Raw genomic sequence first — 23,731 nt, 5'->3', positions numbered from 1 at the left:
GAGATAAACCATGGGCCGCATCCGGGTCGGCAAGGCCGACGTCAAACCCGACACCCCCACGCACGTCCGGGGCATGCGCGAGGGCAACAAGGGCCCGCACAGGCGCCAGGCCGGGCACCACGAGGACGGCACCTCCGACGCCCGGCGTGCCACGGGCATCCACCCGAAGAAGCACGACGCCGTCGCGGAGACCATGCCCAACCTGCCGCCCGGCTGAGCGAGGACCTGCCGAACAGAGGAGGACGACCCATGGCCAGACGCCTGTTGATCGCCCAGGCCGTGGTGGCCGGGGCGGTCACCCTGGGCCTGCTGCTGAAGGAAATCCCCGGCATCGTCCGGGAGATCCGCATCTGGCGGATGACGGGCTTCCCGGCCGGGCCGGGGCACCGCCCGTGACCGGCCCGCCGCGCCGGGCTGGCCACCGGCGCGCTCACCGGCGCCCGGCTTGCATGCGCAGACGGATGGGCGTCAGCTGGAGAGGGAACCCATTCCGTCCTCGAGGAGATGACGATCATGGGCAAGGCGAAGGCCAAGGCCAAGCAGCTCAGGGGCACCGTGCAGGAAACCGCCGGGCGCGTCACGGGCGACCCGAAGCGGGAGGCCCGGGGGCATGTCCAGAAGCTGGAGGGCAAAGCACAGGAAGCGGCCGCCAAGGTCAAGAAGCTCCGCAAGTAGCAGTCATCCCGTGGCGCGTGCACGAAGCCGCCACACAACTAGGAGATCGTCATGATCATCCTCGGGCTCATCCTGCTCATCGTCGGATTCCTGCTGGGACTCAACATATTGTGGACGATCGGCATCATCCTGGTCGTCATAGGCCTCATCCTCTGGGTGCTCGGGGCGGCCGGCCACGCCGTCGGCGGCCGGCGGCACTACTGGTAGGAGGCCGGGCGAAGCTCAGGCGCCGTCCCACGGGCCGGCGAGACGGGCGGCGCACTCCAGCATCAGCGCGTGGACGAACGCCTGCGGAAGGTTGCCGCGCATCTGGCGCTGGGCGATGTCGTACTCCTCGGAGTACAGGCCGGCCGGGCTGCACGCGGCGCGGTTCCGCTCGAACCACCGGAACGCCTCGACCTCCCGGCCCTGTTGGTGCTCGGCCAGAGCCGTGACGAAACCGCACAGCAGGAAGGCTCCCTCGGCCTCCTGCAGCGGACGTTCGTCGTGGCGGAAACGGTAGGCGAAGTAGTCGTCGGTGAGTTCCCGGATGTACGTCCCCAGGGTGGCCACCGTCCGCGGATCGTCGCCCGGGACGGCTCCGCGGATCGCGGCCAGCAGCAGCGAACCGTCCAGCCCGGTGTCCCCGGGCGAGCGCTGCCAGCGTCCGGACGGGTGCAGGCACCGGTCGGCGGTGTAAGTGACCAGCCGGTCGGCGAGCCGTAGCCAGTCGTCGGAGCGCCCGTCCAGGATGCGTTGGGCCGCGGCCGCACGCAGGCCCGCGGCGCAGACGAGCCGGCTGTGGGCCCACAGCTGCGGCCGCAGTTCCCAGATGCCCGCGTCCGGCTCGGTCCAGCGCTGCGCGATGGCATCGGCGGCGATGGCCACCGCGCGCCGGCCGTCGGCGTCCAGCCGGTCCTGCCGGGCGGCCGCACCGAGGAGCAGCAGGGCCTCGCCGAACACGTCCAGCTGGAACTGCGTGCTGACGTCGTTGCCCACGATGTCGAAGCCGCCGGGATATCCGGGCAGGTCCAGTCGGCGCTCGCGCGGGACGGTCCGGCCGCCGGCCGTGTAGGCCGGCGCCAGCCGGGGACCGTCCTGGTGCAGACGTGCCGTCACGAAGCGCACGGCGTCGTCCAGCAGCGCCGTGGCACCCACGGCCGCCACGGCCTGCCCGGCATAGCACTGGTCGCGGATCCAGACGTACCGGTAGTCGTAGTTGCGCCCTTCCTCGGCACGTTCGGGGAGGCTGGTCGTGACCGACGCGACCATGCCACCGGACGACGCCGTCAGACCCCGCAGCACCGTGTAGGCGTGCCGGGCGTCCGCCGGTGCGACGGTGTGCCTCAGCTCCGGGACCGCGCTGTGCCAGGCGGCCTCGGTGGCCCGCCACGTCTCCTCCGGGTCGGGCGGCCGGGCCGGCAGCGGCCGGTCGCCGATCTCCAGGACCAGGTCGTGACAGGAATCGGGCTCGACGGTCAGCTCCGTCGTCAGCCGGCGCCCCCCGTCCTCCGTCCCGCGAAGCTGGCCCGTACAGCCCGACCAGCGGAGCCACAGGTCGCCGACGCGAGCGCACCAGACCCCCTCGCCCTCCTGGGCCAGCCCCCTCAGGTGCTGCCGGCCGTCATCGGTACCGAGCTGCAGGGCGACGGACATCCGGGCCGTGCCGTGCTCCGCGACGATGCGCCGGAGGACGACCGCGCGGTGCCGGTCCCCCGGGAAGGCCAGGGCCTCCCGGCTGGTGACGACGCCGTCGTCGGTGACCCAGCGGCTGCGCCAGATCAGCGTGCAGGCCTCGTAGTAGCCGCCCCACACCCCGCGGGCGAGCGGCACCACCACATACTGACCGGGGCCGCCGATCAGCGTGGAGAACACCGCATCGGAGTCCCACCGGGGCGCGCACATCCAGGCGTGGTCGCCGTGCGGCCCGACCAGAACGCCCCGCTCGCCGTCCGCCAGCAGCGCGTACTGCCGCAGCGGCTGCGGCGCCACGAGCGTGGCACCCAGCCCGGGGACGGCCGACGCGGTGTTCATCCGCGCCCCTCCTCGGTTGCTGTTCCGATCCGTCGAAGCTCCCACAGCCACACACCTCTACCAGTGCCGTTTTCCCGGACACGTACCTCCAGCGCCTTCCCCGGCATGGCTCACCCGCACAGCCCCTCGCCCCGGCCCCTTTGCAACCGGGCGGAACGCCCCACACCATGGAGGGGAGAGGCGGTTCCGCATTCCCTTCCGCGGAGGTGACCCGCGATGGTGACGCGTGCACGCACGGGCGAGGGGACACGGGCCCGCGGCACGCTGGCGCAGCAGTTGATTGCCGGTCATCTCGTCGACGGCCGGATGGAGCCGGGCCGGGAGATCGGGCTGCGGATCGACCAGACGCTCACCCAGGACGCGACCGGCACCCTGGTGATGCAGGAGCTCGAAGCGCTCGGCCTGGACCGGGTCCGTACCGAGGTCAGCGTCCAGTACGTGGACCACAACCTGCTCCAGGCCGACGAGCGCAACGCCGAGGACCATGCCTTCCTCCGCTCCGCCTGCCGGCGCTTCGGCATCTGGTACTCCAAGCCGGGCAACGGCGTCTCCCATCCCACCCACATGCAGCGGTTCGGCGTCCCCGGCAAGACGCTGGCGGGTTCCGACTCCCACACCTGCGCCGCCGGGTCGCTCGGCATGCTCGCGCTGGGCACCGGGGGCCTCGAAGTCGCGCTCGCCATGGCCGGGCGGCCGCTGCACGTGACCATGCCGGAGATCTGGGGCATCCGGCTGATCGGCCGGCTGCCGGACTGGGTCAGCGCCAAGGACGTGGTCCTGGAACTGCTGCGGCGGCACGGCGTCAAGGGCGCCGTCCACCGCATCCTCGAGTACCACGGCCCCGGCCTGGCGGCACTGACCGCCATGGACCGGCACGTCATCGCCAACATGGGCGCCGAACTGGGCGCGACCGCCTCCGTCTTCCCCGCCGACGCCGCCGTGCGCGACTTCCTGCGCGCCGAGGGCCGCGAGGCGGACTTCCGGGAACTGTCCGCCGAACCCGACGCCGTCCACGACGCCGAGGACGAGATCGACCTGTCCGCGCTGGAGCCGCTCATCGCCCGCCCCACCTCGCCCGGCAACGTGGTGCCGGTGCGCGAGGTGGCGGGCGAGCCCATCGGGCAGGCGGTCATCGGCTCCTCCGCCAATCCGGGTCTGCGCGACTTCGCCGTCGCCGCGGCCATCGTCGAAGGCCGCCAGACCCACCCGGCCGTCAGCTTCGACATCAACCCGACCTCCCGCGAGATCCTCGCCGACCTCACCCGGATGAGCGCGACGTTCGCGCTCATCACCGCGGGAGCCCGTATCCACCAGGCCGGCTGTCTCGGCTGCATCGGCATGGGCCAGGCCCCGGCCGCAGGCCGCAACAGCCTGCGGACCTTCCCGCGCAACTTCCCCGGCCGCTCCGGGACCGAGCAGGACGCGGTCTGGCTCTGCTCGCCGGAGACGGCCGCCGTCTCCGCCCTCACCGGCAGGATCACAGACCCCCGCCGGTGGGCCGAGGAGGAAGGCGTCCCCTGCCCGGTGCTGCACCTGCCGGAGCGTGCATCGGTGAACACCGCGATGCTGGAACCGCCGCTGCCGCACGAGCAGGCGGCCTCGGTGGAGCTGGAGCGCGGCCCCAACATCTCCGGCCTGCCCGACTTCGACCCGCTGCCCGACGTGCTCGAAGGGCCCGTCCTGCTGAAGACCGGCGACGACGTCTCCACCGACGAGATCTCCCCGGCCGGGGCGCAGGCGCTTCCGTACCGCTCCAACATTCCGAAGCTCGCCGAGTTCACCTTCACCCGCATCGACCCCGCGTACCCGCGGCGCGCCACGGAACTCGGGCCAGGCGGTCGGCACTTCGTCGTCGGCGGGGAGAACTACGGCCAGGGCTCGTCGCGGGAGCACGCCGCGATCACCCCGCGCCACCTGGGACTTCGGGCCGTCGTCGCCAAGTCCTACGCGCGCATCCACTGGCAGAACCTCACCAACTTCGGCGTTCTCCCACTGGAGTTCACCGATCCCGGCGACTACGACCGCATCGACGCCGACGACCGCCTGAAGCTGGAGGGGCTGCACGGGGCCCTGGCCCCCGGAGCCGAGGCCCGGCTGCAGCTGCTCAACACCACGAAGGGCGAGACGTACGAGGTGGGTCACCGCCTCTCCGACGGCCGCCGCCGCACCGTCCTGGCGGGCGGCATCATCCCGGCCCTGGCCGGCGACGCCGGCCGGGTGGGGGACCCGCAGAAGTAGGGACCGCCGCCCGGCGCGCGGGGTACTGGATACTCGTCCACGACGCGTCCGCCGCCCACTCCGGCCCGAGGAGGTCCCGCCATGGCGCCAGCCCCTCCTCCGCTGCCCGGGTTCCTCAGCGAGCTCGCGCCGGTCCTGGACCACTGGGGCTATGCGGCCGTCGCCGTCCTGGTGTTCATCGAGGACTTCGGGGTTCCCGTGCCCGGCGAGACCGTGATGATCGCGGCCGCGGTCTACGCGGGAGCGGAGCGGCTGAACGTCGTGGCGGTCGCCTGCATCGCCTTCTCCGCCGCCGTCCTGGGCGACAACGTCGGCTACGCCATCGGCCGCTACGGCGGCCGGCCGCTGGTGACCCGCTACGGCCGCTACGTCCTCCTCACCGAGGAACGCCTGCACAAGGCCCAGGCGTTCTTCGTCCGGCACGGCGGCCAGATCGTCACGGTGGCCCGGTTCATCGAGGGCCTGCGCCAGATCAACGGCATCGTGGCCGGGATGAGCGAAATGCCCTGGCGGCGGTTCCTGGCCTTCAACGCCCTGGGAGCCGCCCTGTGGGTCGCCGTCTGGGTCGGTCTCGGCTACTTCGCAGGGCAGCACCTGGACACTGTCTACCCGGCCGTCGAACGCTCCGAGCTGTATCTGCTCGCGGCCGTGGGCGTGGCCGCCGCGGTGCTCATCATCCGGCGGATGCGCCGGCGGAAGGGCGGTTGACGGGGGTGAAGAAGTTGACGAGGTTGCCGTCGGGGTCCCGGAACAGCAGCGAGCGGTTGCCCCAGGGCATCGTGGTGGGCTCGTTGACGAAGTCGGTGACGAAGCCGGTCAGGTTCTCGTACACGCGGTCCACGTCGTCGACGAGGAACTCGGTGATCACGCTGTGGTTGTCCGCCGGGCGGGCGGAGCCCGGGGCGAACAGCGGGACGGTGCGGGTGCCCGCGATCGCGAGGGTCGCACCGCCCGCGGTCCTGAGTTCGGCGAAGTTCTCGGTGGCCCACGCCGCCCGCGCCCCGGTGGCGCGCTCGTAGAACGCGACGAGGCGCGCCACGTCGCCGGTGATGATGCGGATCGAGACGAAGTCCATGGGAATCTCCTTGGCTGTGCTGACGTCGTGCGCTCCGCAGGCTAGGAGAAATAGGGGACAGAATCGGTCCGGTATCCGGGTTAGGTTGTGCCCATGCCTCGACCTGCCGGCCGCGTACTGACCCTCCTGGAGCTGCTGCAGTCGGGCGGCACCCGTACCGTGGCCGAACTCGCCGACCGGCTCGGCGTCGACGGGCGCACCGTGCGGCGGTACGTGAACCAGCTGATCGACCTGGACGTGCCCGTGGAATCGGTGCGCGGCCGCTACGGCGGCTACCGGCTCGCCCCCGGCCACCGTCTGCCTCCGCTCATGTTCGGTGACGAGGAGGCACTGGCCGTGCTGCTCGGCCTGGTCGCCGGCCGCCGGACGGGGCTGACGACGACGGAGCGCACGGCGAACGAGACGGCAACGGCGAAGATCCGGCGGGTGCTGCCCCGGCACATCGCCCGCCGGCTCGACACCCTCCTGGAGACCCTCGCCTTCACCGACCAGCCGGGCGAGTTCGACACCCCGGACGCCGGGGTCCTGCTCACCGTCGCCGATGCGGTGCGCCACTGCCGGCCCGTCTCGATCCGCTACACCGACCGCGAAGGACGGTGCAGCGAACGCACGCTGCACGCGGACGGGATCGTCGCCCATGCGGGCCGGTGGTACGTCACCGGCGAGGACGCCCGGACCGGCGAGGACCGGACCTTCCGGCTCGACCGCATCGCGGACGCCAGGACCCTGCCCGGCTCGTTCGAGGCGCCCACGGGTCCCCCTCCGGCACAGCGCCTGCTGGCAGGTTTCGCCACGGCCGCGTACCGGCACGAGGTGACCTTGCGGGTCCACGGGACGGTGGAGCAGATCCGCGCCCGCCTGCCCGCCGCTGTCGCGACCCTGGAGGCGTACGAACCCACCGCAGGCCACGACCGGACGGCCGAGCGCTGGCTGCGCGTCGAGTTGAGGGCGGAGCGGCTCGACTGGCTGCCTCCGGTACTCGCCTCGCTCGACCGGCCGTTCGTCATCGAGCGCCCCGACGAACTGCGCGACCTCGTCGTCGCGCACGCCGACCGCCTCGCGTCGTACGCCCGGGCGACGTGAGAACGCCGCCTCGGATCAGTGGTGTTCGTCCAGCTCCATGAGCAACGAGGGATTGACGATGCGCACGATGCCCTCGATGTCGTCCCTGTTCGCGGCCGGCCACAGCACGTCGCGCGCCGCGCGGTACTTCGCCGCGAGGCGGTCCCGCTGTTCCTGCGGCAGCCGGGCGGCCCGTTCGGGGCGGGAGTTGTGCGCGTTGTCGGCGATCTTCACGAGGGTCGCCTGTGCGTCGCCGGTGATCCGCCGGATCTTCTCGGCGTGCGTCAGCCCCGCCTCGTTGGTCACCGCCTCGACGATCCGGACGACCCGGGGCGGGACACCGGCGGCACGCAGACGCCCGGCGGTCCAGTCGGTGTCCTCGATGACGTCGTGCAGCAGCCCGGCCATGACGAGTTCCTCGCCGAACGGCGCGAGACCCGCGGCAACCGCGCGCACATGCTCGATGTACGGCACGCCCGTCTTGTCCACCTGCCCGGCGTGCGCGTCATGCGCCAGGGTCTCGACCTCGCGGACGGACTTCATCGTTCACTCCTTCGTTGCGGTGGGATGCACGGTAGCCGGAGCCGGATCGGCCCGTGCAGGGCCCGTCATCCCCCCGCGGCGACGATCCCGGACATGGCCCGCTCCGCGAGCGCGGTGATCATCAACGACGGATTGGCCCCTCCCACGTTGCCGGGGATCAACGAGCCGTCCAGGACGTAGAGTCCGGGCTCCCCGTGGACCCGGCCCTCCAGGTCCGTGCACTCCCCGATGGCGCACCCACCCAGGGGGTGGGCGGTGAAGGGGGCCGGGTAGTTCAGCGCCACGGTGGCCAGTCCGGGGTTGGCGGACAGGATGTCCTCCTGGTACAGCGCGAGCGACCGGGCCGAGGGCCGCTGATGGGCCGGGTCCCAGTCCGCAAGCCCCACCGTGCCGTTGCGCGCGTGGTGGACGAACCTGCCGCGGTTGTCGCGGTCGACGGTGAGCAGCAGCGTGAACAGCAGCGGGCTCCCGTGTGCGCCCAGCCACTGCCAGCTCTCCACCCGGACCGGCTGCGGGTACCTCGCGGGGAAGAAGAAGGTGGACGCGCACGGAGCCCCCTGGGACGGGCCGGTGCGGTCCAGGAGCGTCGAACGGGCGCCCATCTGGTCGCCGTTGGTCCCGAACCCGGTGCCCACCGCGGCGGGCAGGCCGGGCAGCTCGCCGCGGTCCCGGGCCGCCACCAGCAGGCGGTTGGTGTTCAACGTGCCTGCGCACACGAACAGCAGGTCGCAGGTGTACTCGTCGGTGCCGGCCGTGGCCCCCGCCGGGTCGAGCCGCCGCACCTGCAGGGCGTAGCCGCCGCGCGGCCGGCGACGGATCGTACGCACCTCGTGCAGGGGCCGCAGTTGGACGTGACCCGTGGCCAGTGCTCTGGGGAGGTAGGAGCGGGTGAGGGACTTCTTCGCCCCGTCCGAGCAGCCGAAGTCCGTCTCGCCCGCGATCGCCGAGGGGCGGACCGCGCCCCGCAGTTCGGCGCGCAGCACGTCCCAGTCGAAGGTGGAGAGCGCGGGGACGGGAGGGTGTCCCGCGCGCCGCATCTGCCGGTCCCACAGCCGGGAATGGGTGAAGGGCGGGGAGGCGTAGATGTCCTGCGGCATGACACCGGCTCCCAGGCCGGCCACGGCCCGGGGGAACCAGCGCGCCGCGAACTCGTCGTAGGACAGCTGCGCGGGGTAGAGCGCCTCGAACCCGGAACGGGGCGGCGCGACGGTGACCCCGGTGTACATGATCGAACCGCCGCCGACGGCAGCGGCGCACAGGATGTCCAGGTTCCGTTCCTCCGACACCTCGGCCAGGCCCGGCTGCGGCCGCACGGGCACGGGCAGCACACCGGGCCACCTGGCGACGGAACGGAACCAGAACATGCGCCCGCTGACCCGCTCCTGCGAGCCGAAGACCGCACGGGTCGGGCTGGTCCCCCACTCCTGGCCGCGCTCCAGCACCAGCGTGTCGACCCCCGCCTCCCCCAGCCGCAGCGCCGCCACCGCCCCGCCGAAGCCCGAACCCACGACGACGGCGCGGAAGTGGGTGCGCCCTGCTGCAACGGCCCACGCCCTGCTGCCCGGAGAGCCCAGGGTCAGCGTGGTGAGGGCGCTCAGGGCACCCCCGGAGCACAGTCCGGCGAACTCACGACGTGACGGCACCCCGTACCCCCTGCGAGCCGGCGGGAAGGCGGACGGCGCACCACGCTAGACGCCGAGCGCGGCGGGCAGGCCGGGGGCGGCCGCACTACGCCCCATCAGGTGACGACGTGCGCTGTGCACACACCCACAGCAGGAGCCCGAGGCAGCTGAACGCGGCGCCCAGTGCGCAGACGGCGCCCCAGCCGGCCGCCGCGTAGAGGGCGGTTGCGGCGAGGGCGCCGGTGGCACTGCCGATCGAGTAGAAGACCATGTACCCGCCGATCAGCCGGCTGCCCGCGTCCGGGTGCAGGGCGTGGATCAGGGTCTGGTTGGTGACGTGGACGGCCTGCACGGCGAGGTCGAGGAGGACCACCCCGCCGGCCAGGGCCCAGAGCGAGCTGCGGGTGAAGGCCAACGGCAGCCAGGAGACGGCGAGCAGGGCCAGGGCGATGCCGGTGGTCCGCCGGGAGAGCCCGCGGTCGTTCAGGCGGCCGGCCACGTTCGCGGCGAGGGCGCCGGCGACACCGATCAGGCCGAGCGCGCCGATTGCGCTGTGCGGCAGGAAGTACGGGGCCTCGCCGAGCGGCAGCGCGATGCTGCTCCACAAGGTGCTGAAGGCTGCGAAGACCAGCAGACAGTACAGGGCCCGGAGCCGCAGCAGGGGTTCCCGCGCGAACAGGGCGACCGTCGAGCGAAGAAGCTGTCCGTAGCGCAGAGTTGATGCCGGCGGTGCGTCGGTCCGGCGCGGCAGCACGCGGTGCAGGACCAGGGCGAGCAGAGCGGTGAGCGCCGCCGAGGCGGCGTACACGGAGCGCCAGCCCGCGAGATCGGCCAGGAGGCCGGATACGGTGCGGGCGAGCAGGATCCCGATGACGACTCCGCTGGTGACCAGACCGACGACCCGGCCGCGCGCGGCCGGAGGGGCCAGCGAGGCCGCGAAGGCCACCATTGTCTGCGTGACGACGGCGAGAAGCCCCGTCGCGGCCATGCCCGCGAGCAGGACCGCCGCCGTACGGGCGGTGGCCACGACGGCCAACACGCCTACCAGGAAGAGTAATTGGGCGACGATGAGGCGTCTGCGGTCGGCCACGTCGCCCAACGGCACGAGGAAGAAGAGTCCCAGCCCGTACCCGACGTGCGTGAGGGTGACCACGCCGCCGACGAGCGCCGGGCTCATGGCGAGGTCGTGACCTATGGTCACCAGGAGCGGCTGGGCGAAGTAGACGTTGGCCACCGCCGCCCCGCAGGCGACGGCCAACAGGGCGACGAGTCCGCGGGAGAGAACCGGCCCGGAACCTTCCCTGCCCCGGACCTCGGTCCGTCGTGTCACAGCCATCGGCACCCCTCCGCCCATCCGGTTTCAACTTGCCACCAGTTCCGTGACGGTAGCCTGGCCGGTAGCATGTTGCAACCATCGTGAGAGCGGGAGTGAGGGACGCCATGGTGACCAGGACGCGCTTCGACGACAGCGACTGCCCCGTCGCCCGGTCGGTGGACGCGATCGGCGACTGGTGGTCCCTGCTGATCGTGCGGGACGCCTTCGACGGAAGCCGGCGCTTCGGGGAGTTCCAGCGCAGCCTCGGCGTGGCGAAGAACATCCTCACCGCGCGGCTGCGGGCGTTGGTCGACGGCGGCGTCCTCGCATCCGTCCCCGCCTCGGACGGCAGCGCGTACCGCGAGTACGTACTGACCCCGAAGGGCAAGGCACTCTTCCCCGTCATCGTGGCGCTGCGGCAGTGGGGCGAACAGCACTTCTTCACGCCCGGCGAACCGCACTCGGAGCTGGTCGACCGCCGGCACGAACAGCGCCTCCGCGCACTGGAAGTGCTGTCCGCGGACGGGCGACGGCTGGAACCCGACGACACCGCCGTGCGCAAGGTCTCCACCGGCTGATCCGAGCCGGGCCGGCCCCGGCAAGTCCCCCTTCCCCCATCCGAGTTCGACGCTGTACGCATGGTCTGTCCGTTCGCCGTCAGGGAAGGGGACCACATGCGTACGCACGTTCCGGGCCGGAGGCCCGTGGCCGCGAGGACGTCCGCCTCCGCGCCGTCACCGGTCGGGCCCGGCGGCCCGGCGGCGGCCGTCCTCCTGGATCTGCAGCGCAGGGCGGGGAATGCCGCCGCGGCCCGGATGCTGGGGCGGGGCAGGCCGGGGTCCGGCGCCGCCCTCGGTGTCCTGCGCAGCCCCGGGCGGCCGTTGCCGGTGCCGCTCAAGGAGGAGATGGAGGACCGGTTCGGCGCCGACTTCTCCGACGTGCGGCTGCACACGGGTGCGGCGGCCCGGCGGTCCGCCGACGGGCTCGGGGCGCGCGCGTACACCGCCGGCAGCCATGTCGTCATCGGCGAAGGCGGCCTCGACCGGCACACGCTGGCCCATGAGTTGATCCATGTGCTGCAACAACGGTCCGGCCCGGTGGCCGGCACGGACCGGGGCGACGGCATCAGGGTCAGCGACCCCGGGGACCGCTTCGAGCGCGCGGCGGAGGACGGTGCCCGGCGCGCGCTGTCCGGGCGCGCCGAGCCCGTGCCGTCTCCCCCAGGAGGTGCACAACAGGAGCCGGTGATCCAGCGGATGAAGTTCTACCGCGGGGTGTCCGATGCCGACGCGGACGCCCTGGTGGCGAGGAGGGGCGACGGAGGGGCCGGGAGCACGGTGCGCGAGGGGCGTCTGCACCCCTCCGGGAGCGGCGAGTTCGGCAAGGGGGTCTATTTCTGGGAGGAGGATCGCAACGCCGCCCTCGTGACGGCCCTCCAGTACCAGGCCCGGGAACGGGCGTGGGCGGTCGTCGAGTACGACGTCCCCGACGAGCTCGTCCGCCGGACGGCCGCGGACGACCGTGCGGCGGGAAAGGAGTGGCTGAGCTTCCCGCACGATGCGCAGACCCCGCCGTCGAAGAACGCATTCGTGGCGATGCAGACCGATGTGCCGCGGCCGTACGAGGAGTTCACCGCCGAGGATCTCGCGCAGGGACGCCACCCGCATCCCCTCGTCCGGCATCCCGTGGAGGGCGGGGCATGGACGACGAAGAAGGACGGCACCCCCGTCACATCCGCTCCCATGAACGTCAAGCAGTTCTACAACGTCAACAGCGACCCGAAGAAGTACGGCCTGGACGACCTGCCCGCCGACAACATCGAGTGGACGAACCACCCTGTCGCCACGGGGATGTCCGCCGCCGACTACTCCGGCGATGCGCCCCGGCAGGCGCGCTTCCTGGGCTCCGGGATCGACATGCTCAACCTGACGGGCGAAGGCATCAGGATCACCAAGGTCCTGCACGGGGTCCAGGCCACGAACCACTCCCAGATCACCTGGGTCCGGGGGCTCGGCATGAAGGACCGCGCGACCGCGGAGCGTGACGCCAGGGCCAAGAAACTCCTTGGCTAATACGGCCGTTCGAATTTCCGGGCGCATTCTGATAGCTTTTTCCCGCCAAGGGGCCGTGCAATCCGCGCCGGAAAAACGGTTCCCGACGGAATTCCGGCCATCACGCCCGGCCGGAACGACAGGGCTCGCGCGCTCTTGACACGCGCGAGCCGGTCGGCATCGCACGGGAGCACAAACGGAATTCCCGAGGCCAAATGCCCGTGTCCGCAGTCGGAAGGCCCCGGAGGCCCGGAAGTGCGGATCTGCTGTCCGGAAGCCGCAGGCACAGGCCAGGGGTGGCCGGTTCGCCCGGGTGCGCGGGTAGTGCTCACGGCATAGTCTCGACCACCCGAACGCGCCCCCTGCGCGCACCACCGGGTTCCACACCACTTTTGCCGTCGCGCACGGCTCCCGACTGCCGTGCGCACCGGGCGCGTTGAAAGGCATCGGCCACACGACCGGAGGAGATATCCCGTGCCGGACAACATCCAGGAATATCCCCTTGTCGGGAACTACCGGCCCCACTCACTGGCCCAGGGGAACCGGAACTACCTCTGGGTGACCACCAGCGACAAGGCGATCATCCGTGTCCATCCCGGCGCGGGCAACCAGCAGCTGGTCGTGAACCATTCGGCGATTCCACAGCTCAGCGCCGGAATCATCAAGGATCCCAACGGGCTCCAGCGGGTGTGGTTCGCGGCACCGGCCCCGCCGCGCCAGCAGGACCCGATCGTGATCATGGAGACCACGGCCGGCAACCCCGTGACGTTCTACCCGCTGGAGGACGACGCCAAGGCCGAGAGCATCAAGCTCCGGACGACCAACACGGGCACCGATCAGACGCCCGTCTACGAGTACAGCCTGCTGTTCGCCGAACCCGAGCACAGTTATGTCGGCATCCTCACGCCCAGCATCGGGGGCCACATCGACCGCATGCCGGTCAGCCAGAGCACCTGGCTGTGGGACGTGGCCGTGAGCACAGCGGCCGACGGGAAGACGCACACCTATTGGGCCACGGGTCAGACCAGGGCCAGCAACCCGGTCAGGAACGAGAACGGCCTCTACCGCCGCCGCCCCGGGGACACGCAATGGGAAAGGATCCCGGTGATCCCGGCCGGCCAGAAGCCCTCCTACGTCATCGCGGACACGACCGCGGTGTGGCTGACCGCGACCAACCCGAACCAGGTCATCCGCTTCGACCTCAACTCGGGCACCACGCGCACGGTGAATCTGGGCACGGCGGTTCCGGAGCAGTTGACGTTCGGCCCGCTGGGTGACCTGTGGGTGGCCTCCAGTGCAGGGCTGCACGAGTTCGACAAGAACCTGCTGGGAGGCGGGTCCTTGGTGAGCCTGCCCAACGGCGGCAAGGCCAAGGGTATTTGCGTCGCGGCCGACGGGTACATCTGGTACACCAACCCGGACCGCAAGTCCGTCGGCATGTACGAGGTGGTCCCGCCCCCTTACGGAGCCGCCTCGCTCATGGGCCGGACCCAGGTCGTGTACCAGGGGGAGTCGGAGGTTCACGTCAAGGACCACGTCGCCCACCCGCTCGTCGTCGACTACGTGGCCAATGGGCACCCGGTGCCGGGAGTCCCCCTCACCTGCCGGATCGACGCGGAGGGCGCGGCCTTCGAGGACGGCACCCACGAACGTGTGATCATCACCGACCAGCGGGGCCGGGTCGCCCTGCCCCCCGTGGTCGCAGGCGACATCCAGGAGGACGCGGTCATCAGCGTCGGCCTCGGTGACACCGAGCCGCACGTCGCCACGACGCTCACCATCACGCCGTCCTAGGCCCACACCCGCACCACCCGGTCCGTGTCCGTTTCCCGCTCCGCAGCAAGGAGAAGCAGCATGCCGACCGCAGCGCCGCCACCCGTCCCCGACTCCGACTCCCACTCCGACTCGGACGAGTTCCCCATCGGCGCGACCGCCGTCGACGTGGCCTGGCTGGGCGACGACGAGAACGTATGGTTCGTCACCGCCCAGGGCGTCATCGGCTACTTCGAACCCCGCAGCCCCTGGGGCAACGTCGTCCTCACCCCCGGCCCGGGCATCACCGGCACCGCCAACTCCCTTGTCGCCTGGCCCGGTCACGGAGCGTGGACGTTCCTCGCCGCGGAGAACGGCCCGGCCTTCGTGAAGTGTGCCGACGGCCAATACCAGGTCTATCCCCTGAACAGTCCGACGGACTGCCGGGCCCTGGCCCTCGGCAAGAACCGTGACGGACGTACCCGCATCGTCGCCCCGCTCACCTGGGGCCAACTGGCCTTCGTCGAGTCCGGTGGCAGTATCTCGACCTCCACGTTCCACGACAACGACCTGTACGGCATCGCCATCGCCCCACGGCAGCAGGGCCGTTACTGGCTCACCTCCCCCAAGGGCAAGGCCCTGCTCGACTACGACGTCAGCACCGGGGTCTTCGGCTCGCCCATCGGCCTCGGTTTCGAGCCCCGGGACGTCACGGTCACCCCGGCCGGCGATGTCGTCTGGATCGCCACCACCGACAAGGTCGTCCTCAAGTACGCCGTCCGGAGCGGCACGTTCACGCGCGTCGAGACGCCGTTTCCCGCCAACCGCATGCTGGCGACGGCCGACGGCACGCTGTGGTTCGTGAGCACCGCCGGCGACGCGGTCGGCTACGTACTGCCCGACAAGAACCGGGCGTCCGCCATCCCCACGGGCCAGGGTTCCCGCCCGACAGGCCTCACCGTGTCCGGCGACAGCCGGCTGTGGGTCGCGCTGTCCGGGCGGCAGGGACTGCGGCGCGTCTCCCGGCACCGGCTCGCGGTGGTGTCCGGAGACGGGCAGAAGACCTCGGTCGGCAAGCCCTTCGGCAAGCCGTTCGAGGTCAAGGCGACGCTCCTGGACGGCACTCCGATCGGCGGGCAGAAGATCGAGTTCTCCGTCGCGGAGGGCTCGGGCGTCTTCGAGAACGGCGAGCACACCGAGACCAGGTACACCGGGACCGGGAGCGACCGGCTCGGCGTCGCGACCAGTTCCCGGCTCACACCGCTCAAGGAAGGCCCCTGCCCCGTCACCGCCCGCTGGACGGAGACGGACGCCGTCGCCTCCTTCACGCGGCTGAACGTCACACCGCAGCCGGGCACCGCGGACCGCGTGCGCTACGTCTCGGGCGCGGGCCAGACCGTGCCCGCGGGAAAGTCCTTCGAGCACCCGATGAAGGTGATCGCGGAGGACGCCCAGGGCAATCCGGTCGAAGGCGCCGAGATCACCTTCAAGGTCCGCGGCGAGCGCATGGCCACCTTCCCCGGCGGCACGGACACCGCCCGGGTGACCAGCGGCAGCGACGGCACCGCCGAGTCCCCCATCCTGACGGCGGGTGACGGTCCGGGCGGATTCGCGGTCCAGGTGTGGGCGGACGAGTCGTTCATGAGCCTGCTCCTCCAGCAGAACATCCACTGAGGTCCGGTCCTCGTCCCCGGCCGCCCGGCCGGGGACGAGGCCGTGCGTACTCCCGAGGGAGGGAACCGCCCCGCATGCCCGAGAACGGACCGGCGCTGCGCACCACTTACGACTTCGAACTCCCCAACGGCTACGTGGACGGCTCGGGAACCGTCCACCGCAACGGCTCCATGCGGCTGGCCACCGCGCGCGACGAGTTGTCGCCCCTGATCGACCAGCGCGTCCGGGAGAACCCCGCCTATCTCGGCGTCGTCCTCCTCAGCCTGGTCATCACCCGGCTGGGCACGCTCACCGACATCCACGCGGGCGTCGTGGAGCAGCTCTTCGCCCAGGACCTCGCCTACCTGCAGGACTTCTACCGGCGCATCAACGGTCTGGACTCCGGGCACGGCGCCGTCGCCTGCCCCTCCTGCGGGACCACCTTCGCGCTGCCGTCGACGGCGCCCGGCGGCCGCCTGGGGGAAGCATGACGCACCCGCCGCGCCGGCTCCGCGAGGAATCCGCCTGCATCGCCTACCACTTCCACTGGGCGTACGGGGACATCCTCGGCCTGCCGCACGAGGAGCGGCGCGCATGGGTGCGCGAGATCGCCAGGCTCAACGGGGCCGCGGGGGACGGGCGGTGAGCCTCGTCGGCGTGCTGAGGAGGGCGGGGCTCCGGCGACACCGTCCGGCGCCGGTGCCGGTGTCGGTACCGGTACCGGTGCCGGTACCGGCGGCATCGGCGGGTTGGCACGACGTGGCGCCCGTCGGGCTGCTGCATCTGCCGCTGCTGTCCACCAGCGGGCACATCGCCTTCCGGGAGGGCCTCGCGGCCTGGCGGCCGGCGCCGCTCGTCACGGCGGGTACGCGACTGCTGCCACGAGGGGTGCCGCTCGCGCTGGGGGCGGGGGTCCTACGGGGCCTGCTGGCACCGGAGTTGCCGGCGGGTGCGGTGCGCGAAGGGGTACGTCGCTGCGCGACCGGCCACGACGCGCCCGCAGCCGAGGGGCTCCCCCTGCCACCCCTGGTACCCCGGCCCCTCGGGGGCAGTGCATCGGCTGCGGGCCGGTGGGGGCTGGTCGCGCAGTTCCCCGCGCCCCTTACGGGGCGCCGGGAACCCGGTGCGCACGCGCAGGGGGAGAGCGAGGACATCGTCCCGACACCCGGCGACGCACCGCGCGTCTTCCGTCGGGCCCCGGCGGGGACTGCGCCCTTCGCAACACGCCGTGGCGAAGGAGGATTTGGTGCGTTCCACCCGCCAAAAGACGCCCGGCCGCAAGACACGGACCGGTCCCCCGATTCCCCCGGACCCGCGGGGAGTCAACCGCGCAGCGCGGACCGGCACTTCAGCCTGCCCGACACCGCACCGTCACGGGCGGCCGAAGGCTTCCCCGCAACGCAACCCGCCCCCGGCCCGGACCGGCCCCGTGGCCTCCCCGGCCTCCCCCTTCCCGGCACCACACCACCACCGCCGACGGACAACCGGCCCGCAGGGAGCCAACCCCGCAGCGCCGACCGGCGCTTCAACCAGCCCGACACCGCACCGTCACGGGCGGCGGACGACCGGTCCGCAACCCAACCCGCCCCCGACCCGGACCGGCCCCCCGGCCTCCCCCTTCTCGTCGCCGCACCGCCACCGCCGACGGGTGCCCGGGGCGTTCCCGACACCGTCCCCCGGCGGCACCCCGACAGCGGCGAGCGGTCCACCCAACCCCCGAGCCGGCATGAGACCCCCGCGCCGGGACCGGCCACCGCCCCCGCACCACCACCCCAACCCCAACCCCAACCCCAACCGCGCCCGTTTCCCCGCCCGCGCCCGCTGCACGCGCCCCGTCTCCGCGTCGGCGAACCGGTCGCCCAAGTGCCCGCAACCGCGAGGCCGTTCGCGTTCCCTCCGTCCAGCGCGGAACGCACCGGCCCACCGCCCACCCCGGGGCAGGGTTTCGTCCCACCCCCCGCAGCACCCCCGCCCCCGTCCCACCCGGACGTGGCCGCCCTCGCCCGGGAAGTCGCCCGTCGGCATGCCGGCGTCCTGGCCGATGCCGTGCTGCCGGCCCTCGGACCGGCAGCACCGACACCGCCGGCCCCGCCAGCAGCACCGGGCCCGCCCCCACCGCCACTGCCCTGGCCGCCGCAGCCCCAGTCGCCACCCTGCGGCGGCACCTGGGGATCGTCCGTACCGCGATGAGACTCCTTGCCGACCCACGGAGTGCCCGCCATGGCCGACCAGCCGTTCGCCGTCAGTTCCCACTTCCAGCTCTCCATCGGCACCCACGCCCTCGGCTCCTTCACCTCGTGCGACGGGCTCGGCTGTGCCATGGAGGTCGAGGAGCGTGTCGAGGGCGGCACGAACGGGCACGTGTGGCAGCTGCCGACGCGGCTGCGCTACACCAACGTCGTGCTCGGCAGGCCGCTGTCGCAGGAGACCGTGCTCGTCTGGGCCTGGCTGCAGCAGCAGGTGAACGAGCCGATGCGGCTGCCCGGGCAGCTCGTGGCGCTGGGGCCGGACCGGCGGCCGCTGGTGCGGTGGCTGCTGGACGGAGTCCTGCCCGTCCGCTGGAGCGGGCCGACGTTCGACGTCGAGCAGTCGCAACCGGCCCGCGAGACCTTGGAGATCACCCACAACGGGTTCCTCGGGATCACCGTCTGACGTCAGAGAGGACCGCATGGCGTTCGAGTTCCCGGGTGGCGCACCGGTGCGTGCCGCCCTCGTGATCTACGACCCGCCGACCGGGACGGGCAGCACGCCCGGGCCCGAACGCGACCGGGTCCGGCTCCAGTTCAACCCGGACCGCATCCAGGTCGGCAAGCAGGCCCGCTGGGACCGCAGCCGCTCGCCGTCCAACGGCGAGGCGGCGCGCGCCCAGTTCGTGGGCGCACAGCCGCGCACGATGACGCTGGAGGTCTTCCTCGACGCCCACGGCACGTCGGAGGGCGTCCAGGAGCGGGTCGAGAAGCTGCTCGGCTGTTGCGCACCGACCGCGCGCAGCACCACGTCGAAGCCCGCCTCGGCGCCCTGGGTGCGGCTGGAGTGGGGGCATGCCCGCACGACCGCCTTCCTGGCGCTGGTCACGCAAGTGGACGCCTCCTACACCAGGTTCGGGCACGACGGGACGCCGCTGCGCGCCGTGTGCAGCGTCTCGCTGGAGGAGGCGGGCGGGTCGGTTCCCCGGCAGAACCCGACGTCGGGCGGCGACGGTCCGGTGGACACCCATCTCGTGGTGGCGGGCGACAGCCTGGCCGGGGTGGCCTGGCAGACGTATGGCGATCCGGGGCGGTGGCGGGAGATCGCCCGGGCGAACGGCATCGACGACCCGGCCCGGGTTCCGCCGGGCAGCGTGCTCGTCCTGCCGGTGATCCAGGAGCGGCTCGCGGGCGGTGCGGGATGACGGAGCGGCTGTACGCGGCGGAGCCGGTCCTCGCGTTCGGTTCCCCGTTGCGGGAGGAGTGGGCCGACCAGCTCGTCGAGGCGTCCGTGGACACGGCGTTGGGCCTGCCGGCCCGGGTCTCCCTGCGGTTCCGGGATCCCGCCCACCGGCTGCCGGCCGCGGCCGGCATCGCCGTGGGGGTCCCGCTGACCGTGTCGGTGGCCGCGGCGCGCCGCCGGACCGAGGTGCAGATCTTCGACGGCGAGGTCACCGCGCTGGAGACCGAGGTGGACGCCGACGGGAGCTTCACGACCGTGCGGGCCATGGACCGGGGCCACCGGCTGATGCGCGGGCGGCGGGTGACCGCCTACGTCGACACGACCGTGGCCGAGGTCGCCGAACAGGCCACGGCCCGCCACGGCCTGAAGGCCGGCCGGATCGACGCGGAGCGCACCCGTATCCCGCACCTTGCCCAACCGAACCTGACCGACTGGGAGTTGCTCAACCACCTGGCCGACCAGCGCGGGCTGCGCCTGTCGGTCGAGGGCGGCACCGTCCACATCACTCGCCCCGAAGCGGCGGGCAGGGCACCCTCCCCCGGCACGGGGGCCGACCGCAGCCCGTTCGTCCTGGAGTACGGGGAGAACCTGCTGGCGCTGCGCGCCTCGGTGTCGTCCGAGGGCCAGGCGGCCGGGGTGGAGGTGCGTGGCTGGGACCCTGCGGGCAAGACCCCGTTGTCGGTGCGGGCCGACGCGGGCAGGAGCTCGCGGCTGCAGCTGGGCATCACACCCGCGCAGCTCGGCGGGGCGTTCCCCGGCCCGGCGCCGGACCTGCTCGTCGGCGGCCGGGGCGGCACCGCCCCGCAAGTCGACGCAGCGGCCCGCGCACTGGCCGAGGAGGCGGCCGCCGCGATGGCGGCGCTGTCCGCCGAGGCCGTGGGCACCCCCGAGCTCGCCGCGGGCGTGCCGGTGACGCTGGCGGGCGTGGGCGAGCCCTTCGCCGGCAAGTACACGGTCACCGCCTGCGGGCACCGCTTCGACGGCGACCACGGCTACCGGACCCGGGTGCAGGTGGGCCCGCTGCCCCCGCCCGTCCTGCCGTACCCGCCGCCGCTGTGCGCCCTGGGCGTCGCGGTGGGCACCGTCACCGACATCAAGGAACCGGGCCAGGGCGAGCGCGGTGCCGTACGGCTGCGCCTGCCGTGGCTGTCGCAGGACTACGTGACCGACTGGGTCCGTACCGTGCAGTGGGGAGGTGCCGGCGGTGGCGGCGTGTTCGCCCCGGAGGCCGGGGACGAGGTGCTCGTCGGCTTCGAGCACGGGCGCCTGGACCGGCCGTACGTCCTGGGCGGCCTCTACAACGGCATCGACGCCCCCACGGACCACGGCCTGCCGCTGGTCGATCCGAACACCGGCCGCACCAACCGGAGTTCGCTGGCCTCCCGCTCGGGGGACCGCCTCGAACTGCTCGGCGCCGCCGACGGCCCCCAGGGCGTCCGGCTCCGGACGGGCGACGGGAAGCTCACCGCCCACCTCGACCGAAGGGACAGCTCCCTCGTCCTCACCGCCGGAGAGGGCAGGACCGTGCTGCGGGTCGCTCTGGACGCCCGCGGCAACGGCACCCTCACCGTCGACGCGGGCCCGGGCGGCAGCCTGGTCCTGAAGGCGGGCACGGTCTCCGTCACGGCCGACAACGGCGAGGGAGGCGGCGCGCTGACCCTCAAGGGCGCCACCGTGACCGTCGAGAGCACCGGGAAACTCACGCTCGACGGAGCGCGGACCGGCATCACCGGCAACACCGTCGACATCAACTGACCCCCTGCGGGCGGGAGGACGAGCGTGGACATCATCGGCGCGGGGTGGGCGTTCCCCGCCGTCATCACCGGCACCGGGCGTGTCGGCCTGGCGAGCGGCGGCCAGGACGTGGAACAGGCGCTGCGCATCATCCTGTCCACCGCACCCGGCGAGCGGCCGATGCGGCCGGAGTTCGGCTGCGGCATCCACCATCTGGTCTTCGATCCGCTCGACGCGACGATGCTCGCCCGCGCCGACGTGGAGGTGCGCCGGGCACTCGACCGCTGGGAACCCCGGATCGAGGTGGACGACCTGCTGTTCAGCACGGATACGGACGACCCCGGGGTGCTCTACATCGACATCCGCTACCGGCTGCGCACCACCAGCGAACCCCGCAACCTCGTCTTCCCCTTCTACACCCTGCCCGGAGACTCCCCCAGTGAGTGACCTCCCCGTACCCGACCTGGACGACCTGCGGTTCCAGCCCCTGGTGGACGCCGCCAAACGCGCCCTGCCGCAGCGCGTCCCGGAGTGGACCGACCACAACGTCTCCGACCCCGGCATCACCCTCGTCGAGGCCTGCGCCGAGCGGACCGACCAACTGCTCTACCGCGTCGGCCATATGACCGCCCGGCAGCGCTCCGCCCTGCTGCGCCTCATGGGCATCACTCCCCTCCCGGCCTCCCCGGCGCGGATCGTGGTCGTCTTCACCCGGACCGACGGTTCCACCGGGCGCCGTGAGATCCCGGCGCACACCGAGGTGCGGACCGAGGGCGAGGAGCCGGTGGTGCTGGCGACCACCGAGAAACTCGTGCTTGCGGAGAAGCAGTCGACCGGGACGGTGGAGGCCGTGGAGCAACCCGCCGCGGTCACCGAGGTGTTGGGAATCGCCGACGGCCGCCCCGGCGGCCGTTTCCCGACCGCGCACCGCCCCTGGGGGCCGAACACCCCGGTCAAGGAGCCGCCGTTCGGCCCGCCGCTCGTCGTCCGGGTCGGGGACGCGGAATGGGAGGCGGTGCCCACCTTCGCCGAGGCGGGGCCCGAGAGCCCGGTGTACTGGTGGGACGCCGCGTCGTGCGAGGTGGTCCTCGGACCGCTCGTCCCCGTAGGGGGCGGCCCCGGGGAGCAGCACGGGAAGGTACCGGCGGAAGGCGAGAGGGTCAGTGCGCAGTACGGCGTCTGCCGCGGCCGCAAGGGCACCGTCCAGGCAGGCCGGCCCCTGATCGTGATCGCGCAGGACGGGCTGGGCGCCGCCGTGGACCACGTCGTCACGCCTCCCGAGGACGCGGAGGACTGGCAGCAGGCCCTCGACCGCGCAGGCCTGGACCTGGCGCCGCTGCGCCGCGCGGTCACCGCCGCCGACCACGAGCAGCTGATCGGGGAACATGTACCGGGCCTGGCCCGCATCCGCGTCACCGCCCTCACCCGCCCCACCGACTCGCGCGTGCCGACAGCCCTCCAGGCACCGCCCCGCCCGGCCGACGTCCTGGCCGGCCTCGTCGCCGCCCGCGATCCCCGGCGCGCCGTGCACTATTACGACAGCAGTGGAACCATCACCCCGTGCGTCCTGGACCTGCGCGCTCCGGACGGGAGCTCCGGCAGCGGTGACGACGTGCCGGATCCCGTGCGTCGAGCGGGGCGCCTGGACGCCGTGATCCGCACCGGCGAGGGCAGCCCCAGGCTGTGGTTCTACGGGACGACGTGCCTGTGGGACGGCGGGACGGAGCAAGTCGTTTCCGAGGAATTCCCGTTCGTACCCGGTGAGTTCACGTCGAACCTCGACGCGGTCACGTTGCTGGCCGCTCCCTCCCCCGCCGACGCGTACGAACTGTTCTTCTTCAAGGGCGAGACCTTCTACCACCGTGCCTGCACCTACACCGACCGGAAGTTCGTGCCGCAGGACGGCAGCCGCGGCGTGACGTCCCTCATCTCGGAGGCGTTCCCCGGCCTGTCCCCCCAGTGCCAGCAATCCCCCGACGCCGTCGTGGTGTTCGGCGGCGTTTTCTTCTTCCTGAAGGCTGCGCGGACCGAACCCGCGCTGTGGCGCCGCGAGGACGACCCGCTCCACGTCCTCCTGGTCCCCCGCACGGCCGGGGACCCCGGCGAGCGGCCGCCCGACGACGCCTTCGCCATCCCTCCGAGCACCCTGACCGCGGTGAAGAACGTCGTCGACGCCTCCCGCCTGCTCGGTGAACGCCTGCTCGTCGGAGAGCCCCGCTACCACCCGTTCGGCATCGCCGCGACGGTGCGCCCCTGGAGCAGCACGCAGACGGATGTCGACCGGGCGAAGAAGGCCTCCGAACGGGCCTTGCGGCGCTTCTTCCACCCCACGGCCGGCGGTCCGGACGGGCGGGGGTGGCCATGGGGACGCCGGGTCCACGCCGGCGATGTCTTCACCGTGCTGGAAACGGTCCGCGAGCACCGGGGCACGACCGCCGTGGACCTGTACGAGGAAAGGGGCGGCGGGACCGTGCCGTCCGTGGAGGTCTCGGACGGCGGCCTGGTCCGCCTGGGCGCTGTGGAAATCGAGGTGGACACCACCGACGGCTGAGACGTCCCTGTCCGCACG

Annotated in this window: 23 protein-coding genes; 18 read left to right on the top strand and 5 right to left on the bottom strand. The window is 72.5% G+C overall.

From position 1 onward, the window contains the following. Positions 1–10: 10 nt before the first annotated feature. The 4 genes from HG542_RS02045 (at position 11) to HG542_RS02030 (ending at position 882) form a co-directional block, all read left to right on the top strand. On the top strand, positions 11–217 hold the full coding sequence (locus HG542_RS02045) for a hypothetical protein (RefSeq protein ID WP_171078240.1): 207 nt from the start codon (positions 11–13) through the stop codon (positions 215–217). A 32-nt stretch (positions 218–249) separates the two neighbouring features. After that, positions 250–396 (top strand): hypothetical protein, encoded by a 147-nt coding sequence (locus HG542_RS02040; RefSeq protein ID WP_171078239.1) that lies wholly within the window; start codon positions 250–252, stop codon positions 394–396. 117 nt (positions 397–513) lie between these two features. Continuing rightward, positions 514–675: a CsbD family protein gene (locus HG542_RS02035; protein WP_171078238.1), complete on the top strand. Its 162-nt coding sequence runs from the start codon at positions 514–516 to the stop codon at positions 673–675. 51 nt (positions 676–726) lie between these two features. Then, positions 727–882 (top strand): DUF6131 family protein, encoded by a 156-nt coding sequence (locus HG542_RS02030; RefSeq protein WP_171078237.1) that lies wholly within the window; start codon positions 727–729, stop codon positions 880–882. Between the two features lie 15 nt (positions 883–897). On the opposite strand, the gene HG542_RS02025 is transcribed toward HG542_RS02030, so the two are convergent. Next, positions 898–2,688: a glycoside hydrolase family 15 protein gene (locus HG542_RS02025; RefSeq protein WP_171078236.1), complete on the bottom strand. Its 1,791-nt coding sequence runs from the start codon at positions 2,686–2,688 to the stop codon at positions 898–900. 216 nt (positions 2,689–2,904) lie between these two features. On the opposite strand from HG542_RS02025, the gene HG542_RS02020 reads away from it, so the two are divergent. Further along, on the top strand, positions 2,905–4,926 hold the full coding sequence (locus tag HG542_RS02020; protein WP_171078235.1) for an aconitate hydratase: 2,022 nt from the start codon (positions 2,905–2,907) through the stop codon (positions 4,924–4,926). 81 nt (positions 4,927–5,007) lie between these two features. Then, a complete protein-coding gene (locus tag HG542_RS02015; protein WP_171078234.1) occupies positions 5,008–5,634 on the top strand; it encodes a DedA family protein in 627 nt (208 codons plus the stop codon). On the opposite strand, the gene HG542_RS02010 is transcribed toward HG542_RS02015, so the two are convergent. Continuing rightward, positions 5,600–6,001, bottom strand: coding sequence for a VOC family protein (locus tag HG542_RS02010; protein ID WP_171078233.1), 402 nt, complete (start codon positions 5,999–6,001; stop codon positions 5,600–5,602). The genes HG542_RS02015 and HG542_RS02010 overlap by 35 nt on opposite strands. Before the next feature lie 93 nt (positions 6,002–6,094). On the opposite strand from HG542_RS02010, the gene HG542_RS02005 reads away from it, so the two are divergent. After that, positions 6,095–7,084, top strand: a complete 990-nt coding sequence (locus HG542_RS02005; protein WP_171078232.1) for a helix-turn-helix transcriptional regulator — start codon at positions 6,095–6,097, stop codon at positions 7,082–7,084. A gap of 15 nt (positions 7,085–7,099) precedes the next feature. Here HG542_RS02005 and HG542_RS02000 read toward each other — a convergent pair whose 3' ends face one another. The 3 genes from HG542_RS02000 to HG542_RS01990 form a co-directional block, all read right to left on the bottom strand. After that, positions 7,100–7,606, bottom strand: a complete 507-nt coding sequence (locus HG542_RS02000; protein WP_171078231.1) for an HD domain-containing protein — start codon at positions 7,604–7,606, stop codon at positions 7,100–7,102. Positions 7,607–7,671: 65 nt separating this feature from the next. Next, complete coding sequence (locus HG542_RS01995) at positions 7,672–9,249, bottom strand: GMC oxidoreductase (protein WP_171078230.1); 1,578 nt, start codon at positions 9,247–9,249, stop codon at positions 7,672–7,674. A gap of 85 nt (positions 9,250–9,334) precedes the next feature. Beyond that, positions 9,335–10,564, bottom strand: a complete 1,230-nt coding sequence (locus tag HG542_RS01990) for an MFS transporter (RefSeq protein WP_171078229.1) — start codon at positions 10,562–10,564, stop codon at positions 9,335–9,337. 104 nt (positions 10,565–10,668) lie between these two features. Between HG542_RS01990 and HG542_RS01985 the strand changes: the two genes are divergently transcribed. From HG542_RS01985 to HG542_RS01935, 11 genes are all read left to right on the top strand, one after another. Next, positions 10,669–11,121, top strand: a complete 453-nt coding sequence (locus HG542_RS01985) for a winged helix-turn-helix transcriptional regulator (protein ID WP_171078228.1) — start codon at positions 10,669–10,671, stop codon at positions 11,119–11,121. A 96-nt stretch (positions 11,122–11,217) separates the two neighbouring features. Continuing rightward, positions 11,218–12,615 carry an eCIS core domain-containing protein gene (locus HG542_RS01980; RefSeq protein ID WP_171078227.1) on the top strand — a complete coding sequence of 466 codons (1,398 nt, stop codon included), beginning with the start codon at positions 11,218–11,220 and terminating at the stop codon, positions 12,613–12,615. A 453-nt stretch (positions 12,616–13,068) separates the two neighbouring features. Then, entirely contained in the window at positions 13,069–14,388 is a 1,320-nt protein-coding gene (locus HG542_RS01975; protein WP_171078226.1) for an NHL repeat-containing protein, read from the top strand. A 60-nt stretch (positions 14,389–14,448) separates the two neighbouring features. Next, positions 14,449–16,020, top strand: a complete 1,572-nt coding sequence (locus tag HG542_RS01970; RefSeq protein ID WP_171078225.1) for a hypothetical protein — start codon at positions 14,449–14,451, stop codon at positions 16,018–16,020. A 74-nt stretch (positions 16,021–16,094) separates the two neighbouring features. Then, on the top strand, positions 16,095–16,490 hold the full coding sequence (locus HG542_RS01965; RefSeq protein WP_171078224.1) for a hypothetical protein: 396 nt from the start codon (positions 16,095–16,097) through the stop codon (positions 16,488–16,490). After that, entirely contained in the window at positions 16,487–16,645 is a 159-nt protein-coding gene (locus HG542_RS01960; RefSeq protein ID WP_171078223.1) for a DUF6760 family protein, read from the top strand. Before HG542_RS01965 ends, HG542_RS01960 begins: the two co-directional genes overlap by 4 nt. A 1,550-nt stretch (positions 16,646–18,195) precedes the next feature. After that, positions 18,196–18,651: a phage tail protein gene (locus tag HG542_RS01955; RefSeq protein ID WP_171078222.1), complete on the top strand. Its 456-nt coding sequence runs from the start codon at positions 18,196–18,198 to the stop codon at positions 18,649–18,651. Positions 18,652–18,667: 16 nt separating this feature from the next. Continuing rightward, positions 18,668–19,390, top strand: a complete 723-nt coding sequence (locus HG542_RS01950; RefSeq protein ID WP_171078221.1) for a CIS tube protein — start codon at positions 18,668–18,670, stop codon at positions 19,388–19,390. Then, entirely contained in the window at positions 19,387–21,183 is a 1,797-nt protein-coding gene (locus tag HG542_RS01945; protein WP_171078220.1) for a VgrG-related protein, read from the top strand. Before HG542_RS01950 ends, HG542_RS01945 begins: the two co-directional genes overlap by 4 nt. A gap of 24 nt (positions 21,184–21,207) precedes the next feature. Beyond that, positions 21,208–21,609 (top strand): GPW/gp25 family protein, encoded by a 402-nt coding sequence (locus tag HG542_RS01940; RefSeq protein WP_171078219.1) that lies wholly within the window; start codon positions 21,208–21,210, stop codon positions 21,607–21,609. Next, positions 21,602–23,713: a baseplate J/gp47 family protein gene (locus HG542_RS01935; RefSeq protein WP_171078218.1), complete on the top strand. Its 2,112-nt coding sequence runs from the start codon at positions 21,602–21,604 to the stop codon at positions 23,711–23,713. The genes HG542_RS01940 and HG542_RS01935 overlap by 8 nt, the downstream gene beginning before the upstream one ends. Positions 23,714–23,731 lie beyond the last annotated feature (18 nt).

The organism is Streptomyces morookaense (genome assembly GCF_013030945.1).
Taxonomy (GTDB): domain Bacteria; phylum Actinomycetota; class Actinomycetes; order Streptomycetales; family Streptomycetaceae; genus Streptomyces; species Streptomyces morookaensis.
This window is presented reverse-complemented; position numbering and strand designations above follow the sequence as displayed.

Excerpts from the sequence above, each read along its gene's own strand:
- HG542_RS02030 (WP_171078237.1), top strand. The coding sequence starts at position 727 with ATGATCATCCTCGGGCTCATCCTGCTCATCGTCGGATTCCTGCTGGGA.
- HG542_RS01965 (WP_171078224.1), top strand. The coding sequence starts at position 16,095 with ATGCCCGAGAACGGACCGGCGCTGCGCACCACTTACGACTTCGAACTC.
- HG542_RS02005 (WP_171078232.1), top strand. The coding sequence starts at position 6,095 with ATGCCTCGACCTGCCGGCCGCGTACTGACCCTCCTGGAGCTGCTGCAG.
- HG542_RS02040 (WP_171078239.1), top strand. The coding sequence starts at position 250 with ATGGCCAGACGCCTGTTGATCGCCCAGGCCGTGGTGGCCGGGGCGGTC.
- HG542_RS01980 (WP_171078227.1), top strand. The coding sequence starts at position 11,218 with ATGCGTACGCACGTTCCGGGCCGGAGGCCCGTGGCCGCGAGGACGTCC.
- HG542_RS01990 (WP_171078229.1), bottom strand. The coding sequence starts at position 10,564 with ATGGCTGTGACACGACGGACCGAGGTCCGGGGCAGGGAAGGTTCCGGG.
- HG542_RS01950 (WP_171078221.1), top strand. The coding sequence starts at position 18,668 with ATGGCGTTCGAGTTCCCGGGTGGCGCACCGGTGCGTGCCGCCCTCGTG.
- HG542_RS02020 (WP_171078235.1), top strand. The coding sequence starts at position 2,905 with ATGGTGACGCGTGCACGCACGGGCGAGGGGACACGGGCCCGCGGCACG.
- HG542_RS01985 (WP_171078228.1), top strand. The coding sequence starts at position 10,669 with ATGGTGACCAGGACGCGCTTCGACGACAGCGACTGCCCCGTCGCCCGG.
- HG542_RS02025 (WP_171078236.1), bottom strand. The coding sequence starts at position 2,688 with ATGAACACCGCGTCGGCCGTCCCCGGGCTGGGTGCCACGCTCGTGGCG.
- HG542_RS02045 (WP_171078240.1), top strand. The coding sequence starts at position 11 with ATGGGCCGCATCCGGGTCGGCAAGGCCGACGTCAAACCCGACACCCCC.
- HG542_RS02015 (WP_171078234.1), top strand. The coding sequence starts at position 5,008 with ATGGCGCCAGCCCCTCCTCCGCTGCCCGGGTTCCTCAGCGAGCTCGCG.
- HG542_RS02000 (WP_171078231.1), bottom strand. The coding sequence starts at position 7,606 with ATGAAGTCCGTCCGCGAGGTCGAGACCCTGGCGCATGACGCGCACGCC.
- HG542_RS01970 (WP_171078225.1), top strand. The coding sequence starts at position 14,449 with ATGCCGACCGCAGCGCCGCCACCCGTCCCCGACTCCGACTCCCACTCC.
- HG542_RS01960 (WP_171078223.1), top strand. The coding sequence starts at position 16,487 with ATGACGCACCCGCCGCGCCGGCTCCGCGAGGAATCCGCCTGCATCGCC.
- HG542_RS01945 (WP_171078220.1), top strand. The coding sequence starts at position 19,387 with ATGACGGAGCGGCTGTACGCGGCGGAGCCGGTCCTCGCGTTCGGTTCC.
- HG542_RS02010 (WP_171078233.1), bottom strand. The coding sequence starts at position 6,001 with ATGGACTTCGTCTCGATCCGCATCATCACCGGCGACGTGGCGCGCCTC.
- HG542_RS02035 (WP_171078238.1), top strand. The coding sequence starts at position 514 with ATGGGCAAGGCGAAGGCCAAGGCCAAGCAGCTCAGGGGCACCGTGCAG.